Origin of the sequence: Pseudomonas sp. NFX71 (assembly GCF_048079215.1) — a bacterium.
Taxonomy (GTDB): Bacteria; Pseudomonadota; Gammaproteobacteria; order Pseudomonadales; family Pseudomonadaceae; genus Aquipseudomonas; species Aquipseudomonas fluorescens_B.
The window spans coordinates 1,581,579-1,598,165 of record NZ_CP182230.1; the positions used below are offsets into that span (position 1 = coordinate 1,581,579).

General features: G+C 59.7%; 14 protein-coding genes. 4 read left to right on the top strand and 10 right to left on the bottom strand.

All coding sequences use genetic code 11. From position 1 onward, the window contains the following. Window positions 1–753, top strand: coding sequence for a DUF2059 domain-containing protein (locus ACM1ZW_RS07325; protein ID WP_017341345.1), 753 nt, complete (start codon window positions 1–3; stop codon window positions 751–753). A 100-nt stretch (window positions 754–853) separates the two neighbouring features. Here the strand turns inward: ACM1ZW_RS07325 and ACM1ZW_RS07330 are convergent, their stop codons facing one another. Next, a complete protein-coding gene (locus ACM1ZW_RS07330) occupies window positions 854–1,801 on the bottom strand; it encodes an alpha/beta hydrolase (protein WP_017341346.1) in 948 nt (315 codons plus the stop codon). Window positions 1,802–1,898: 97 nt separating this feature from the next. Here ACM1ZW_RS07330 and ACM1ZW_RS07335 point away from each other — a divergent pair, with 97 nt between their 5' ends. Both ACM1ZW_RS07335 and ACM1ZW_RS07340 read left to right on the top strand, forming a co-directional pair. Continuing rightward, window positions 1,899–2,480, top strand: coding sequence for a DUF6436 domain-containing protein (locus tag ACM1ZW_RS07335; protein ID WP_017341347.1), 582 nt, complete (start codon window positions 1,899–1,901; stop codon window positions 2,478–2,480). A gap of 114 nt (window positions 2,481–2,594) precedes the next feature. Further along, a complete protein-coding gene (locus tag ACM1ZW_RS07340; RefSeq protein ID WP_416740361.1) occupies window positions 2,595–5,006 on the top strand; it encodes a penicillin acylase family protein in 2,412 nt (803 codons plus the stop codon). A gap of 68 nt (window positions 5,007–5,074) precedes the next feature. Here ACM1ZW_RS07340 and ACM1ZW_RS07345 read toward each other — a convergent pair whose 3' ends face one another. Both ACM1ZW_RS07345 and ACM1ZW_RS07350 read right to left on the bottom strand, forming a co-directional pair. Beyond that, on the bottom strand, window positions 5,075–6,025 hold the full coding sequence (locus ACM1ZW_RS07345) for an IS481 family transposase (RefSeq protein WP_080995117.1): 951 nt from the start codon (window positions 6,023–6,025) through the stop codon (window positions 5,075–5,077). Window positions 6,026–6,156: 131 nt separating this feature from the next. Beyond that, complete coding sequence (locus ACM1ZW_RS07350; protein ID WP_017341349.1) at window positions 6,157–7,122, bottom strand: GlxA family transcriptional regulator; 966 nt, start codon at window positions 7,120–7,122, stop codon at window positions 6,157–6,159. Window positions 7,123–7,461: 339 nt separating this feature from the next. Between ACM1ZW_RS07350 and ACM1ZW_RS07355 the strand changes: the two genes are divergently transcribed. Further along, the gene (locus tag ACM1ZW_RS07355; RefSeq protein WP_414877911.1) at window positions 7,462–8,103 is read left to right on the top strand and encodes an HD domain-containing protein; all 642 of its coding nucleotides are present in this window, start codon (window positions 7,462–7,464) and stop codon (window positions 8,101–8,103) included. 81 nt (window positions 8,104–8,184) lie between these two features. Here ACM1ZW_RS07355 and ACM1ZW_RS07360 read toward each other — a convergent pair whose 3' ends face one another. From ACM1ZW_RS07360 to ACM1ZW_RS07390, 7 genes are all read right to left on the bottom strand, one after another. Beyond that, window positions 8,185–9,078 (bottom strand): ABC transporter permease subunit, encoded by an 894-nt coding sequence (locus ACM1ZW_RS07360; RefSeq protein ID WP_052909675.1) that lies wholly within the window; start codon window positions 9,076–9,078, stop codon window positions 8,185–8,187. Further along, entirely contained in the window at window positions 9,075–9,956 is an 882-nt protein-coding gene (locus ACM1ZW_RS07365; RefSeq protein WP_191635017.1) for an ABC transporter permease subunit, read from the bottom strand. The genes ACM1ZW_RS07360 and ACM1ZW_RS07365 overlap by 4 nt, the downstream gene beginning before the upstream one ends. Window positions 9,957–9,991: 35 nt before the next feature. Next, window positions 9,992–11,134 (bottom strand): ABC transporter ATP-binding protein, encoded by a 1,143-nt coding sequence (locus tag ACM1ZW_RS07370; protein ID WP_017341353.1) that lies wholly within the window; start codon window positions 11,132–11,134, stop codon window positions 9,992–9,994. A gap of 73 nt (window positions 11,135–11,207) precedes the next feature. After that, window positions 11,208–12,305 (bottom strand): polyamine ABC transporter substrate-binding protein, encoded by a 1,098-nt coding sequence (locus tag ACM1ZW_RS07375; protein ID WP_414877912.1) that lies wholly within the window; start codon window positions 12,303–12,305, stop codon window positions 11,208–11,210. 188 nt (window positions 12,306–12,493) lie between these two features. Then, the gene (locus ACM1ZW_RS07380) at window positions 12,494–13,606 is read right to left on the bottom strand and encodes a polyamine ABC transporter substrate-binding protein (protein ID WP_017341355.1); all 1,113 of its coding nucleotides are present in this window, start codon (window positions 13,604–13,606) and stop codon (window positions 12,494–12,496) included. A gap of 170 nt (window positions 13,607–13,776) precedes the next feature. Next, complete coding sequence (locus ACM1ZW_RS07385) at window positions 13,777–15,141, bottom strand: aspartate aminotransferase family protein (protein ID WP_017341356.1); 1,365 nt, start codon at window positions 15,139–15,141, stop codon at window positions 13,777–13,779. Between the two features lie 58 nt (window positions 15,142–15,199). Beyond that, window positions 15,200–16,558: a glutamine synthetase family protein gene (locus tag ACM1ZW_RS07390; RefSeq protein ID WP_017341357.1), complete on the bottom strand. Its 1,359-nt coding sequence runs from the start codon at window positions 16,556–16,558 to the stop codon at window positions 15,200–15,202. Window positions 16,559–16,587: the final 29 nt, after the last annotated feature.

A 16,587-nucleotide genomic window follows, 5' to 3' on the forward strand; every position in this document is an offset into this window, starting at 1 on the left:
ATGCGCCGTTTGCTTTTCTCACTGCTGATGTTCTGCGTTTTGCCCGCCTGGGCAGACGGCCACGACCAGTTGTACAAGGTCGCCGGCTGGCCAGAACAACGCGCGCATTTCAACGATGCTCTCTCAGCCGCTCAGCAGCGTTACCAGAACAGCCTGCCGCCCGCCGTGTTTCAAGCGCTGGTGAATAACAGCAATCAGCGCTTTGCCCCGCAGGCCGTGGACCAGCGCGCCGAAGCGCAATTGCGCAAAACCCTTGCTGATCCGAAGCCGGCACTGACCTTCTTCCAGTCGCCGCTGGGCAAGAAAATCGTGGCCGCCGAACTGCTGGCGACCCGTCGTGATCAGTTGGCGAAGAACGCCAAGGGCCTGCCGAAGATTCAGGCCAGCGACAACCGCATGCTGATCATCGGTCACCTCGCCCAGGCCTTGCCCGCGCGCGAGGCCGGCGCGGAAGTCAGCCTGGCGATTGCCGGCGTCGCGGCCGACAGCTTGAGTTCGATGATCCCCGGCCTGCTCGGCGGCGGTCAGGCGCAAGGCCTGTTGAACGGTCAGCGTCAGCGCTTGATGGAGCAGATCGGCAGCGACCTGAACAACACGTTGCTGTATGTCTATCGCGACTTGTCGGATGACGAGCTGGAGGAGTTCGCAACGTTTGCCGAGTCGGCTGAAGGCAAAGCGTATTACCAGGCGGCGTTGGCGGCGATTCGGGCGGGGTTGGCGGTGGGGCAGAATCCTTCGAGCCTCAACCAGTAATCTTCGGCATCAGATAGGCTCGCACACATTAGACCGGTTTTCCCAAGCAACTCGGTCAACTGTGGGAGCGAGCCTGCTCGCGATGAAGCCCGAACAAACGCTAAAGATTCCGGCCTTTGATCCGCTTCGTCAAAAACCCGAAATACTCCCCCCGCAACGCCAAGGTCTCATTCGCCAAATGATGCCGAGCCTGCGGCAACATCAGCACCTGCGGCCGATCGAACTTGGTTTTCAACACTTCAAGGTTGTGCTTCCAATCCACCGTCATGTCCGCCTGCCCCTGCACGATCAGCGGCTGGCGCATGCTGCCGGGTGCGGCCTCGATGCGCTTGATCCAGCGCGCCAGCGCGCCGACCCACGCTGTTGGCAGGCGCAGCGGCTGCAACGGGTCGGCTTGCAGGAATGGCAGGAAATCCGGGTCGTTGGAGTTCTCGCTGAAGCGCCGGGCGATGGCTTTGACGAAAGGTTTGAGCAGGTAATAACTGAGCTGTGACCACCCCCAGGCCCGCGGCCTCACCAGCGGCGACAACAGAATCACCTGACCCTGTGCCGGGCTGTTCGCACCTTCATTCAACACATGATCGATCACGATGGCGCCACCGGTACTCTGCCCGCACAGGTGCCACGGTTGCGGCAGATCGAGGGATTGCGCCTCGGCAAACAGCCCTTGCAGAGTGTCCTGATACTCGGCGAAATCCTTGATGCTCGCCCGTTCGCCGCTGGACAGACCGTGCCCCGGCAAGTCGCAGGCAATCACCGCAAACCCCTGATCCAGGGCCCATTCGATCACATGCCGGTAAAGCCCGGTGTGATCGTAGAAACCGTGAAACACAAACAACGTGGCCTTCGCCCGCTCCGGCCACCAGAGCTGGCTGACCAGCTCATAACCGTCCACCTCGAAACGCCCCAGGCCCCTGCGCAACTGACGCCCCGGAAAATCCACGCCGTAGAACCGCTGGTACGCCAGCGCCTCCACGGACAGCGGCTGCCACTCGGCCAGAGGGCGCAGGCCGGCACGCAGATGATCAGGGTCGAAAGTGGCGGACATGGGCGATTCCAGAGCACGAAGCAGACTTTATAAGCCTGCGATATTCATCTGTCGCGGCAAGCATGGCAAGCTGGGCGACCTTCGAGGATCGACACCCATGCGCTTGCCCTACCGCACCCCACTGCTTGCCAGCCTGATCGCCCTCGTGTGTGCCGGTGTGTTGTGGTCGGCTTACGACTGGTTTCAGGGACGCTATCTGCGCGCGTTCAGCGAGCACACCGCGGTATTTTCCGGCGACCCGTTGCGCCTGCCCGACACCCTCGCCGGCCCCGGCGCCATCCGCCTCGTGCATTTCTGGGACCCGGCCTGCCCGTGCAACGTCGGCAATCAGCAACACCTGAGCGAACTGGTCGAGCAGTACGCTGCGCAGGGCGTCGAGTTCTATGCGGTACAAAAGCCCGGCAGCCACGGCCAGTTGCCCAGCACCTTGAGCAGCCTGAAAACCATCACCGTCCTCCCAGGCTCGGAACAGATCCCGGCCAGCCCGGCCGTGGCGATCTGGGATCGCAGCGGCAAGCTCGCCTACTTCGGCCCTTACAGCGAAGGCCTGACCTGCAATTCGAGCAACAGCTTTATCGAACCGATCCTGCAAGCGTTGAACGCCGGCCGCGCGGTGAATGCCACGCACACCCTGGCAGTCGGGTGTTACTGCCCGTGGCCAGTCGATACAACAAAGTAGCGACAGGTCAGGCAACAAGAATCCCTCCTACGGGTGATGGGCCGATTCGGCAGGCCGTGTTAAACAGTGATGCCAGGGAATTGCTGCCACTCATAACAAGAACAAGGAATCACCATGAAACGCCTCCTGACTGCGCTCGTCCTGCTGATTGTCGTGCTCGCCGCAGGCGCCGGCTGGTACGTCTACAGCAAGCAGCCGACACGCCAGGGCATGGTTGAGTTGCAACACCTGCAAGGCTCCGTCACCGTCCGTTACGACGAGCGCGGCATCCCGCACATCCGCGCCGAAAACGAGACCGACCTGTACCGCGCCCTCGGCTATGTGCACGCCCAGGACAGGCTGTTCCAGATGGAAATCCTGCGTCGCCTCGCCCGCGGTGAACTGGCCGAAGTGCTGGGCCCGAAACTGCTCGACACCGACAAACTGATGCGCAGCCTGCGGATTCGCGAACGCGCCGAAACCTACCTCGCCAATCTGGACAAACAGTCCCCGTCTTTCATTGCCATGCAGGCCTATCTGGATGGCATCAACCAGTATCAGAACGGTCATGCAAAACCCGCCGAGTTCGATGCGCTGGGCATATCAAAACGCCCGTTCACCGCGCAGGACACCATCAGCATCGCCGGATACATGGCCTACAGTTTTGCCGCGGCGTTTCGTACTGAACCGTTGCTGACGTACGTGCGCGATCAGTTGGGCGCCGAGTACCTGAACGTTTTCGATCTCGATTGGCAGCCCAAAGGCGTGCTGGCGAAAAACCCCGGCGGCGTCATGCCACCCCTCGCCAGCGCCGACTGGAAGGACCTCAACGCCCTCGCCCGCCTGAGCGAGCAGGCGCTGGCAGACAACGGCTTGCCACAGTTCGAGGGCAGCAACGCCTGGGTGGTCTCCGGCAACCACACCAAAAGCGGCAAGCCGCTGCTGGCGGGTGACCCGCATATCCGCTTTTCCGCACCGTCGGTGTGGTACGAAGCACAACTCTCGGCACCGGGCTTCGAACTCTACGGTCACTATCAGGCGTTGATGCCGTTCGCCTCGCTGGGGATGAACCGCGACTTCGGCTGGAGCATCACCATGTTCCAGAACGACGACCTCGACCTGATCGCCGAGAAGGTCAACCCGGATAACCCCAATCAGGTCTGGTATCGCGGCAAGTGGGTGGACATGGTCACCAGCGAGCAGCAGATCGCGGTCAAGGGCCAGGCGCCCGTGACATTGGTGCTGCGCCAGTCGCCCCATGGGCCGATCGTCAACGATGCGCTGGGCAACAGCGTCGGCAAAACGCCAATTGCCATGTGGTGGGGCTTTCTCGAAAGCCAGAATCCGATTCTCGAAGGTTTTTATCAGCTCAACCGCGCCGACACCCTGGCCAAGGCGCGCAGTGCCGCCGCCAAGGTCCAGGCACCCGGCCTGAACATCGTTTGGGCCAATGCCAAGGGCGACATCGGCTGGTGGGCAGCGGCGCAATTGCCGAAACGGCCCGCCGGTGTTCGGCCCTGGTTCATCCTTGACGGCAGCAGCGCCGAATCGGACAAGGACGGCTTCTACCCCTTCAGCGCCAACCCCCAGGAAGAGAACCCGGCACGGGGCTACATCGTCTCGGCCAACTTCCAGCCCGTGTCGCCGACCGGCATGGAGATTCCCGGTTACTACAACCTCGCCGATCGAGGTCAGCAGCTCAATCGCCAGCTCGGCGACAAAACCGTCAAGTGGGATCTGGAGACCAGCCAGAAGTTGCAATTGGGCACCACCACTGCTTACGGCCCGCGCTTGCTCGCGCCATTGTTGCCGGTGTTGCGTGAAGTGGTGAGCGACTCCGCCGAACTCAAACTGGTGGAGCAACTGGCTCAGTGGAAAGGTGATTACCCGCTGGATTCAACCAGCGCCACGCTGTTCAACCAGCTCCTGTTCAACCTCGCCGACGCATCGATGCACGATGAACTGGGCAACGACTTTTTCGAAACGCTGCTTTCGACGCGGGTGATCGACGCTGCGCTGCCTCGTCTGGCGGCGAACGCTGATTCGCCGTGGTGGGACAACCGCAACACCCTCGGCAAGGAAACGCGCGCCGATACGGTCAGGGTGGCGTGGCAAGCGAGCATTGCTCACCTCAAAACCACCCTGGGTGCGGATTTCGCGCAATGGCAGTGGGGCAAGGCGCATACGCTGACCCATGGTCATCCACTGGGGCAGCAGAAGCCGCTGGACCGGATTTTCAATGTCGGGCCGTTCGCGGCGCCCGGTACCCATGAAGTGCCAAACAACCTCTCGGCCAAAATCGGGCCGGCGCCATGGCCGGTCACGTATGGGCCATCGACCCGGCGCCTGATCGATTTCGCCGACCCGGCGCACAGCCTGACCGTGAACCCGGTGGGCCAGAGTGGTGTGCCGTTTGACCGGCATTACGAGGATCAGGCGGAGGCGTATGTCGAAGGGATGTACTTCCAGGCGCATCTCAATGATGAGGAAGTGACGGCCAATACACGGAGCACGTTGAAGCTATTGCCGGCGCGGGCTGCGCAGTAGATTCGTATTGGCTGGACTGGCCTCATCGCTAGCAGGCTAGCTCCCAGCACGCAGATCCAGTGTGGGAGCTAGCTGTGTAAACCCACCACGTTGTTCACGGATGCTATTCGGCTAATTGGTGGCAAATAACTCAGGCTGGCATGCGGGCGATGCCAGTTGTACTCGTGCAACCACGACGTCAGGTAGGTCGCACGTTGGTCTGAGCTTTCGTAACTTCTGGCGTAGGCCCATTCGCGCAGAGCGGTTTGGATAAATCGCTCTGCCTTGCCATTCGTTCGTGGTGTGTAAGGTTTGGTATAGATGTGTTTAAGCCCCAGCCGTCGACATAGACGCTTGAAACGTCCGGACTTGTAGCAAGGGCCGTTATCGGTCATTACCCGCTCGAAGCAAACGCCAAGGCTTGCGTAGTAGCGCAGGGCCCGGATCAGCGCGAGGCAGGCGCTACGCCCACTTTGGTCTGCGTACAAACCGCTGTGTGCCACTCGACTGTTATCGTCGATGGCAACATGGGCGTATTCCCAACCGACATGGTAAGAGCGGCCTTTTAGGCGGTCTCGTGTCACTCGATGACCTGGTTTGTTAAAACGCCCCAGCTTCTTGATGTCCAGGTGAAGCAGACCTCCGGGCTGAGAATATTCGTAGCGAATCACTGGCGGTGGCGGCTCCAGGTATGCCAAACGGTTGAGGCCGTTACGGCTCAATAACCTGCCCACAGTGCTGTGTCCCACCTTCAAGTCCTGGCTGATTTGGCGATAGGTTTTTCGCTGGCGACGTAGCTCAAGCACTTGTTCCTGGCGCATCTCAGGAAGCGCATGCGGACAGAACTTGGGCCGGGACGAACGATCCTGCAGTCCTTCCTCGCCTTCAGCTCGATAGCGATTAAGCCACTTGTAGGCAGTGCGAACACTGACTCCTTGAGACTGAGCTACCTCAACAGGTCTCAGGCCTTCCTTAAGGATTCGTTGAACAAGAAGGGCTCGACCGGAAACGGTTAATCGGGCATTTTTATGAGCGTTCACTCGGGGCCTCCGGGTGCTTGGTTTGGTTCGCACCTCCAATTTCCCGGAAAAGCCCCGAGTGAACAACCTACAGAGAGATCACAGCTAGCCTGCTAGCGATGAGGCCGGCAAGAGCGACGCATATTCATGCCTCAAACCATTGCCGAAAAATTCAACCTGAACTGCTGCGGTGTCACGCCCAACCGGCGATTGAACACGCTGCGCATGTGCTGGGCATCACGAAATCCGCACTGGTAGGCCACGGTCTTCAGCGGCGCCGATGTGCTTTCCAGCATCACCCGCGCGGCATCCACCCTCGCCCGTTCGACAAATTCCGCCGGGGTGACTTTCGCCTCTTTGGCAAACACCCGGGAAAAGTTGCGCGCGCTCATGTTGGCCGCGTTGGCCAGGTCGGCAATGGTCAGATCGCCGGTCAGGTTGGCCAGTACGTAATGCTGAACCATCGCCACCGCCGACGTCGGTTCGGCGTGGGGTGTCAGGAATGGGCTGAACTGTGACTGTCCGCCCGAACGCTGGGTGAACACCACCAGCCGCTTGGCCACATTCAGTGCAACTTCCGGCCCGTGATCCCGGGCCAGCAGGTACAACGACAGATCGATTCCCGCGGTGACGCCGGCCGAGGTGTACAGCTCACCGTCCTGCACGTACAGGCGATCAGCCTCGACCTGAGTCGAAGGACACAACGCAGCGAGCGCCGCGGCATCGCCCCAATGAGTCGTCACGGTTCGCCCCTCGAGCAACCCGGCGCGGGCGAGCATGAACGCGCCGTTGCAGATCGAGCCGAAACGTTGCGCCAGTGCGCTGGCATCCCGCAGCCAGGCATCGAAGGCTGCGCCGAAATCCATGAAGGGCAACTGCGGTCCTCCGGCCACCAGCAACAAGTCGTACGCCTCCAGCGCCTCGCTGAAATGCCGATGGGCGTTGAGCGACAAACCGTTGGAACACGGCATCATCCCGCGCTCGACGCCAATCACCTCCAGCCGATAGTGATCCTCCGGCGCCAGGAAACGATTGGCCTCGGAAAACACATCCATGGGACCGGTGACGTCCAGGGACTGGACGCCAGCGAAGACCACGATGGCAACGGTTTTACTCATGGTTCAAAACGCCTCTAAGGATCACGTATGCCTGTGGCGAGGGAGCTTGCTCCCGCTCGACTGCGAAGCCGTCGCAAAATCATCGGATGCGGTGTGCCTGACGGAATTCGGTTGCAGTTATTGGGGTCGATTCGCGGCCCGGCGGGAGCAAGCTCCCTCGCCACAAATAGCTTCCTCGCTGCGACTCACCGTAGCCAATCCACGCCCAACAAGCGAGGCTGGCGCGATATGCATGCTCATTGGCAAGGATCGCAGCCATGGATCGATTGTCCGGTCTTGGCGGCCGGAACAGACTTGTCCCATCAGCGCCGCCACGGCGTTCGCCACGAGGACACCACCATGAGCAACACCATCGCCGGTATCAAAATCCCTGACAGCGCGTTGGCCCGAGCCACCACGGAATACATTCGCGACGTCGAATCCGACCTGCTTTACCACCACTCGCGCCGGGTGTTTCTGTTCGGCGCGCTCAGCGGTGAACGCAAGCAACTGGCCTACAACCCCGAGCTGTTGTACGTCGGCGCCATGTTCCATGACCTGGGTCTGGTGGAAGGCCATCGCACGGACGACGAACGCTTCGAAGTCGATAGCGCCAACGCCGCCAAAGCGTTCCTCCAACCTTACGGACTGAGCGATGACGACCTCGAGCAAGTGTGGTTGTCGATCGCCCTGCACACCACACCGGGCGTGCCACAACATCTGCGTCCAAACGTGGCGCTGGTAACCGCGGGTGTTGAAATGGACGTGCTGGGTATCGACTACGCGGCGTTCCCCACCGTGCAGCGCGAAGCGGTGGTGCACGCGCATCCGCGGGGTGAAGGGTTCAAGGAGTGCATTCTTTGTGCGTTCGCCAACGGCTTCAAACACAAGCCGGATACCACGTTCGGTACGGTGAATGCGGACGTGCTGGTGGACAGCGAACCGGGCTTCAAGCCGATGAACTTCGTCGAGATCATCCGCAAGTCGCCTTGGGTTTCCTGAACTAAAAAATCAAAAGATCGCAGCGTGCGGCAGCTTCTACATGGGAATGTAGGAGCTGCCGCACGCTGCGATCTTTTGCTGTTAAGCCGCTTCCGGCGCCTGTTGTGCGCGACGCACGTCCGGTTGCTTCCAGGAGTCGGCGGCGCTTTCTTCGATGGCCTGCTGAATCGCACGCTTGCGGGCTTCTTCGGCGCGACGGCTGAAGAACCAGACCAGGAAGGTCATCAGCGACACCGCCAGCAGAATCAGGCTGGCCACGGCGTTGATTTCAGGCTTCACACCCAGACGCACCGCCGAGAACACTTCCATCGGCAAGGTCGTCGACCCCGGCCCCGACACGAAGCTCGCCAGCACCAGGTCATCCAGCGACAGCGCAAACGACATCATGCCGCCCGCACCCAACGAAGGCGCGATCATCGGGATGGTAATCAGAAAGAACACCTTCCATGGCCGCGCGCCAAGGTCCATGGCCGCCTCTTCGATGGACAGGTCCAGCTCACGCAAGCGCGCCGACACCACCACCGCCACATACGCCGCACAGAACGTCGTGTGGGCGATCCAGATGGTGACGATGCCGCGTTCCTGTGGCCAACCGATCATCTGCGCCATGGCCACGAACAGCAGCAACAGCGACAGACCGGTGATCACTTCCGGCATCACCAACGGCGCGGTGACCAGGCCGCCGAACAGCGTGCGGCCCTTGAAGTGGGTGATCCGGGTCAGGACGAACGCCGCCAATGTACCCAGCGCCACCGCCGCAATCGCCGTGTAGCAGGCGATTTCCAGCGAGCGCACCACCGAGCCCATCAGTTGGGTGTTGTCCATCAGGCCGACATACCACTTGATCGACCAGCCGCCCCACACCGTCACCAGTTTCGAGGCGTTGAACGAGTAGATCACCAGGATCAGCATCGGCGCATAGATGAACAGCAAACCGGCGATCAGCATGAAACTCGAGAAACGGAAGCGCTTCATTCCTTGCCCTCCATTTCTTTGGCCTGGCTACGGTTGAACAGGATGATTGGCACAATCAGGATCGCCAGCATCACCACCGCCAGGGCAGAGGCCACCGGCCAGTCACGGTTGTTGAAGAATTCTTGCCACAGCACTTTACCGATCATCAGGGTTTCCGGACCGCCGAGCAGTTCCGGGATCACGAACTCACCCACCACCGGAATGAACACCAGCATGCAACCGGCGACGATGCCGTTCTTGGACAGCGGAATGGTGATCTTCCAGAAGCTGTTGAACGTACTTGAACCGAGGTCGGACGCCGCTTCCAGCAGACTGCTGTCGTGCTTCACCAGGTTGGCGTAGAGCGGCAGGATCATGAACGGCAGGTACGAATAAACCACGCCGATATACACGGCCAGGTTGGTGTTGAGAATCTGCAGCGGCTCGTCGATCCAGCCCATGGTCATCAGGAAACCGTTGAGCAGGCCGTTGTTGCTGAGGATGCCCATCCACGCATAAACGCGGATCAGGATCGCGGTCCAGGTCGGCATCATGATCAGCAGCACCAGCACCGTTTGCATCTCTTTACGGGCACTGGCAATGGCGTAGGCCATCGGATAACCGATCAGCAGGCAGAGGATGGTGCTGATCAGCGCCATCTTCAACGAACCGAGGTAGGCAGCGATGTACAACTCGTCGCCGGCCAGCATCGCGTAGTTGCCGAGGTTGAGTAGCACCTGCAGCTTCTGGTCAACGAAGTTGTAGATCTCGGTGTACGGCGGAATGGCCACGTCGGCTTCGGCGAAGCTGATCTTCAGGACAATGAAGAACGGCAGCATGAAGAACAGGAACAGCCAGATGAACGGAACCCCGATGACCAGCTGACGGCCACCGGGAATTATTCGATTGAGGCGGCGTTTGAATTTGCGCATGTTCATGAGCGAAGTACCACGCCGCTGTCGTCTTCCCAATACACGTAAACCTGGTCACCCCAGGTCGGGCGCTGGCCACGGCGCTCGGCGTTGGCGACAAACGACTGGACGATCTTGCCGCTCGGCAATTCGACGTAGAACACCGAGTGCCCGCCGAGATAGGCGATGTCATGCACCTTGCCGCTGGACCAGTTGTATTCGCAGGTCGGCATGGTCGGGGTCACCAGCAGTTTTTCCGGACGGATCGCGTAGGTCACCGACTTGTCCTGCACCGAGGTGCTGATGCCGTGCCCCACGTAAATCTGCCGGTCCAGGTCCTTGCAGGTGATGATGGCGTGACCTTCGGCGTCATCGATCACTTCACCGTCGAAGATGTTGACGTTGCCGATGAACTCGCAGACCAGACGGCTGGTCGGGGTTTCGTAGATGTCGATCGGGCTGCCGATCTGGGCGATCCAGCCCAGGTGCATGATCGCGATGCGCTCGGCCATGGTCATGGCCTCTTCCTGGTCGTGGGTCACCATGACGCAGGTTACGCCGACGCGCTCGATGATCTCGACCAGTTCCAGCTGCATTTGCGAGCGCAGTTTCTTGTCCAGCGCACCCATCGGTTCGTCGAGCAGCAGCAACTTCGGTCGCTTGGCCAGCGAACGCGCCAGAGCCACACGCTGACGCTGGCCACCGGACAACTGATGCGGTTTGCGCTTGGCGTACTGCGTCATCTGAACCAGCTTGAGCATGTCCGCCACGCGAGCATCGACTTCAGCCGCCGGCAGCTTGTCCTGCTTGAGGCCGAAGGCGATGTTCTGCGCCACGGTCATGTGCGGGAACAAGGCGTAGGACTGGAACATCATGTTGATCGGCCGCTCGTACGGCGGCATGTCGGTGATGTCTACGCCATCGAGGAAAATGCGCCCCTCCGTGGGCCGCTCGAAACCTGCGAGCATGCGCAGCAACGTGGATTTGCCCGATCCCGAACCGCCGAGCAGGGCGAAAATCTCGCCTTTCTTGATTTCCAGGGACACGTCGTCCACGGCAATCGTCTCGTCGAACTTCTTCGTGACCCGGTCGATTTTGACCAGCACCTGTTTAGGTGACTGGTCGCCCTCGAGGGCTTTCTTATAGGCGCCGGAGGCAACTGCCATTTACGAAACTCCCAGAAAAAAAGAGTGCAGTTCGCTCAAGGTGAGCCAACCTTGGATAGTTTGAGCCTTGAAGCTATTTGCCCGACTTGACCTTGGTCCAGCTGCGGGTCATCAAACGTTGAATGTTTGGTGGCAGCTCGATCGACACGTAAGTCTTGTCGAGGACTGCCTGCGGTGGATAAACCGCTTCGTCGGTGCGAATGGACTGTTCCATCAGTGTGTCCGACCCCGGGTTAGGGTTGGCGTAGCCGACGTAATCACTGACCTGGGCGATCACCTCAGGTTTCAGCAAATAGTTGATGAACGCGTGCGCCTCTTTGACGTTGGCCGAGTCTTTTGGAATCGCCAGCATGTCGAACCACAGCGCGCCGCCTTCCTTCGGAATCGAGTAGGCGATGTTCACGCCTTTCTTCGCTTCCGCCGCGCGGTTGCGGGCCTGGAACATGTCGCCGGAGAAACCGATGGCGATACAGATGTCGCCGTTGGCCAGGTCCGCGATGTATTTGGAGGAGTGGAAGTAGGTCACGTAAGGCCGCACGGCCAGCAACTTGGCTTCCGCCTTCTTGTAATCTTCGGGGTTGGTGCTGTTGGCATTGAGGCCCATGTAATTGAGGACGGTGGGCATCATTTCATCGGCGGAGTCGAGGAACGCCACGCCGCAACTGTGCAGCTTCTTGATGTTCTCCGGCTCGAATACCGCCGCCCAGGAATCGATCTTGTCGACGCCCAGTACAGCCTTGATCTTGTCGACGTTGTAACCGATGCCGTTGGTGCCCCACAGGTACGGCACGGCGTACAGGTTGCCCGGATCGTTCTGCTCCAGACGCTTGAGCAACACAGGGTCGAGGTTCGAGTAGTTCGGTAACTTCGACTTGTCGAGTTTCTGGAACGCACCGGCCTTGATCTGCTTGCCAAGGAAGTGGTTGGACGGCACGACCACGTCATAACCGGTACGCCCGGCGAGCAACTTGCCTTCCAGGGTTTCGTTGGAGTCGAACACGTCATACACCGGCTTGATGCCGGTCTCTTTCTGGAAATCGGCCAGGGTGGTCTCGCCGATGTAATCCGACCAGTTATAAATATGCACAGTGCCGGCGGCCTGGGCGCTGACAGCGAATGTCAGCCCGACGCCGACCAGCAGGGCATTGCGCAGCAAAGAAGAAATAGGCAAGTGGAGGTCCTCTAAAATTAGTTGGGCCCAAGTTGCCCCGCGTTACATGACAGTCGTAGCTGCCCAGCAACAAAACCGGCGCGCAACTTACCCTCGAAAAACCGTTCCAGCAAAACTTTCTGTCATTTAATTACACCTGCTGCCGTCACCGCGCAGGCGACGACAACAGGTTGTTACCTCAAACCGGCTTATTTACCCGATTTGATCTTGGTCCAGCTGCGAGTCAGGATCCGCTGGGTCGCGGCCGGCAAGTCGGCGATCGCGTACAGCTTGGCCAGCACGTCCGCTGGCGGGTAGATGCCTGGATCATCGGTGATTTCTTTTTCGACCAATGGGGTGGCGGCCGCGTTACCGTTCGGGAAACGCACGGCGTTGGTGATTTCGGCCATGACTTCCGGCTTCTGCAGGAAGGTCATGAACTTGTAGGCGCCTTCGACGTTTTCGGCATCTTTAGGGATGGCGACCATGTCATAGAAACTGCCGGCACCTTCTTTCGGAATGTTGTAGCTGACTTTCACCTTGTCACCGGCTTCAGCCGCGCGGGACTTGGCCTGGTAGATGTCACCCGAATAACCCACGGCTACGCAGATGTTGCCGTTGGCCAGGTCAGAGATGTACTTGGACGAGTGGAAGTAGCCCACCGAAGGACGAATCTTCAGGAACAGTGCTTCGGCTTCGGCCAGTTGTTTTTTGTCCTGGCTGTCGGTTGGATAGCCCAGGTAGTGCAACGCCACCGGAATCATTTCGGTTGGCGAATCGAGGAAACTGATCCCGCACGATTTCAACTTCGCGGCGTTTTCAGGTTTGAACAGCAGGTCCCAGGAATTGGTTGGCGCATCGGCACCCAGCGCAGCCTTGACCTTCTCGGCGTTGAAGCCGATACCGATCGAACCCCACATGTACGGGAAGGCGTGCTCGTTGCCCGGGTCGCTCACCGATACCGCTTTGAGCAGGTCAGTGTTCAGGTTCTTCCAGTTAGGCAGCTTGGACTTGTCCAGCTTCTGGTAAACGCCGGCCTTGATCTGCTTGGCCAGGAAGTTGTTCGACGGTACGACGATGTCGTAGCCGGACTTGCCTGCCAGCAACTTGGCTTCCAGGGTTTCGTTACTGTCGAATACGTCGTAAACGACTTTGATGCCCGACTCGGCTTCGAACTTCTTGATGGTGTCCGGAGCGATGTAGTCGGACCAGTTATAGACGTGCAACACCTTGTCGTCCGCCTGAACCGCACCCGCCATTATGCCCATCAGGGACATGGCGAGGAGTGTCTTGCCAGCAAGCTTTTTTCCTAATGCCTTCATGCGTAATGCTCCAAATTTTTTCTTTTTTGAACCACTTTGTTCAGCGGCCGAAACCGGACAACTGGAACCGCGGCTAGTCTGGCAAGATCCGAGGCGGTCTTTCAAGGAAAGGCCACCCTTTGGAACTGCTCTGAGCGAAAGTTTCATGACTCCCGCTCAGAGCCTAGCACTTAGCCCTGCAACGCACTCAGGGTCAGGTCCAGGCACTTGCGGGCCTTGGTTACCAGTTCATCGATTTCAGCCTTGGTAATCACCAGTGGCGGAGCAATGATCATGGTGTCCCCCACGGCACGCATGATCAGGCCGTTGTCGAAGCAGAACGTACGGCAGATCATGCCGACGCCCTTGCCTTCGTAACGTTTGCGCGTGGCCTTGTCCTGAACCAGTTCGATGGCCCCCAACAGACCGACCCCTCGCACTTCCCCCACCAACGGGTGATCGTTCAATTCCCGTAGACGCTTTTGCAAATAGGGTGCCGTTTCGGCATGAACGTGCTCGATAATTTTTTCTTCGCGCAGGATGCGGATGTTTTCCAGTGCTACCGCGGCCGCTACCGGGTGACCGGAGTAGGTGAAGCCGTGGTTGAAGTCCCCGCCTTCGTTGAGCACCGCCACCACTTCGTCACGCACGATCAGGCCACCCATCGGGATGTAACCGGACGTCAGGCCTTTGGCGATGGTCATCATGTCGGGCTTGAGGTCGTAGAAATCGGTACCGAACCACTCACCGGTGCGGCCGAAACCACAGATCACTTCGTCCGCCACGAACAGGATGTCGTACTTGGCGAGGATTTCCTTGATGCGCGGCCAGTAGGTGTCTGGCGGAATGATCACGCCGCCGGCACCCTGGATCGGCTCGGCAATAAAGGCACCGACGTTGTCCACGCCGATTTCCAGAATCTTCTCTTCCAGCTGGTTGGCCGCCCACACACCGAACTCTTCCGGTGTCATGTCGCCGCCTTCACCGAACCAGTACGGCTGGGCGATGTGGACGATGCCCGGGATCGGCAAGTCGCCCTGTTCGTGCATGTAGGTCATGCCACCCAGGCTCGCGCCGGCCACGGTGGAACCGTGATAACCGTTCTTGCGGCTGATGATGACTTTCTTCTTCGGCTGACCCTTGATCGCCCAATAGTGGCGAACCATGCGCAGCATGGTGTCGTTGCCTTCGGAACCGGAACCGGTGAAGAACACGTGGTTCATGCCTTCAGGTGCGATGTCCGCGATGGCCTTGGCCAGCTCCAGCACCGGCGGGTGAGCGGTCTGGAAGAACAGGTTGTAGTAAGGCAGCTCGCGCATTTGCTTGCTGGCGGCATCCGCCAGTTCATCGCGACCGTAGCCGATCGCTACGCACCACAGGCCGGCCATGCCGTCGAGGATCTTGTTGCCTTCACTGTCCCACAGATAAACGCCCTTGGCGTTGGTGATGATCCGCGGGCCTTTCTCTTTCAGCTGCTTGAAATCGCTGAACGGGGCCAGGTGGTGATCGTTGCTCAGGGTTTGCCATTCACGGGTTTGCGGGTTGTTGCTGGTCATGCGAATTCTCCTAAGATTCCAGTGAAGGGCGCCGCCAAGTGCAGCGGCGCCCGGCGCATCAGACGGCGAAGAGCAGGAATTCCCGCTCCCACGAACTGATCACGCGCTTGAAGTTTTCATGCTCGGCCCGCTTGACCGCGACGTAGCCAGTGATGAATTTCTTGCCCAGGTATTTCTCGATAGTCGCGCTGTTTTCCATGCGTTCCAGCGCGTCTTCGATGGTCAGTGGCAGGCGCAGGTTGCGGCGTTCATAGCCACGTCCTACCACCGGCGCACTCGGGTTCAGGCCTTCGACCATGCCGATGTAACCGCAGAGCAGGCTCGCGGCAATCGCCAGGTACGGGTTGGCGTCGGCGCCCGGCAGGCGGTTTTCCACCCGACGGTTTTGTGGCCCGGCATCCGGAACCCGCAGGCCCACGGTGCGGTTCTCTTCGCCCCACTCCACGTTCACCGGTGCCGAGGTGTCCGGCAGGAAGCGGCGGAACGAGTTCACGTTGGGCGCGAACAGCGGCAACAGCTCGGGGATCAGTTTCTGCAGGCCACCGATGTGGTGCAGGAACAGTTGGCTCATGGTCCCGTCTTCATTGGAGAAGACGTTCTTGCCGGTTTCGATGTCGATGATGCTCTGGTGCAAGTGCATCGCGCTGCCCGGTTCGCCGGTCATGGGCTTGGCCATGAACGTGGCCGCCACATCGTGCTTGAGCGCCGCTTCGCGCATGGTGCGCTTGAAGATCAGGATCTGGTCGGCCAGGGACAGGGCATCGCCGTGACGGAAGTTGATTTCCATCTGCGCCGTGCCGTCCTCGTGGATCAGCGTGTCGAGGTCCAGTTCCTGCAGTTCGCACCAGTCGTAGACGTCTTCGAACAGCGGATCGAATTCGTTTGCCGCTTCAATCGAGAACGACTGACGACCGATTTCCGGGCGACCGGAACGGCCAATCGGCGGTTGCAACGGATAGTCCGGGTCGTCGCTGCGCTTGGTCAGGTAGAACTCCATCTCCGGCGCCACGATCGGCTGCCAGCCTTTGTCGGCATAGAGTTTCAACACTTTCTTGAGCACGTTGCGCGGCGACAGCTCGATCGGGTTGCCTTGCTTGTCGTAGGTGTCGTGAATCACCTGGGCGGTCGGCTCGATGGACCAAGGCACCAGGTAAACCGCGTTCTGATCGGGCCGGCAGATCATGTCGATGTCCGCCGGGTCGAGCAGTTCGTAATAGATGTCGTCTTCGACATAGTCGCCGGTCACGGTCTGCAACAGAACGCTCTCGGGCAGGCGCATGCCTTTTTCAGCAATGAACTTGTTGGTCGGCGAAATCTTGCCCCGGGTGATCCCGGTCAAGTCGGCGATCATGCATTCGACTTCTGTGATCTTGTGGTCTTTCAACCAATCGGTGAGCTGGTCGAGGTTGTTACTCATAAATGCCTCTTAGGCTGAGTTTCCTGACT

What these genes read in the sequence shown, in the direction of transcription:
- ACM1ZW_RS07390 (WP_017341357.1), bottom strand. Translation starts at nt 16,558, where the DNA reads ATGAGTAACAACCTCGACCAGCTCACCGATTGGTTGAAAGACCACAAG.
- ACM1ZW_RS07380 (WP_017341355.1), bottom strand. Translation starts at nt 13,606, where the DNA reads ATGAAGGCATTAGGAAAAAAGCTTGCTGGCAAGACACTCCTCGCCATG.
- ACM1ZW_RS07360 (WP_052909675.1), bottom strand. Translation starts at nt 9,078, where the DNA reads ATGAAGCGCTTCCGTTTCTCGAGTTTCATGCTGATCGCCGGTTTGCTG.
- ACM1ZW_RS07325 (WP_017341345.1), top strand. Translation starts at nt 1, where the DNA reads ATGCGCCGTTTGCTTTTCTCACTGCTGATGTTCTGCGTTTTGCCCGCC.
- ACM1ZW_RS07330 (WP_017341346.1), bottom strand. Translation starts at nt 1,801, where the DNA reads ATGTCCGCCACTTTCGACCCTGATCATCTGCGTGCCGGCCTGCGCCCT.
- ACM1ZW_RS07355 (WP_414877911.1), top strand. Translation starts at nt 7,462, where the DNA reads ATGAGCAACACCATCGCCGGTATCAAAATCCCTGACAGCGCGTTGGCC.
- ACM1ZW_RS07335 (WP_017341347.1), top strand. Translation starts at nt 1,899, where the DNA reads ATGCGCTTGCCCTACCGCACCCCACTGCTTGCCAGCCTGATCGCCCTC.
- ACM1ZW_RS07370 (WP_017341353.1), bottom strand. Translation starts at nt 11,134, where the DNA reads ATGGCAGTTGCCTCCGGCGCCTATAAGAAAGCCCTCGAGGGCGACCAG.
- ACM1ZW_RS07340 (WP_416740361.1), top strand. Translation starts at nt 2,595, where the DNA reads ATGAAACGCCTCCTGACTGCGCTCGTCCTGCTGATTGTCGTGCTCGCC.
- ACM1ZW_RS07350 (WP_017341349.1), bottom strand. Translation starts at nt 7,122, where the DNA reads ATGAGTAAAACCGTTGCCATCGTGGTCTTCGCTGGCGTCCAGTCCCTG.
- ACM1ZW_RS07385 (WP_017341356.1), bottom strand. Translation starts at nt 15,141, where the DNA reads ATGACCAGCAACAACCCGCAAACCCGTGAATGGCAAACCCTGAGCAAC.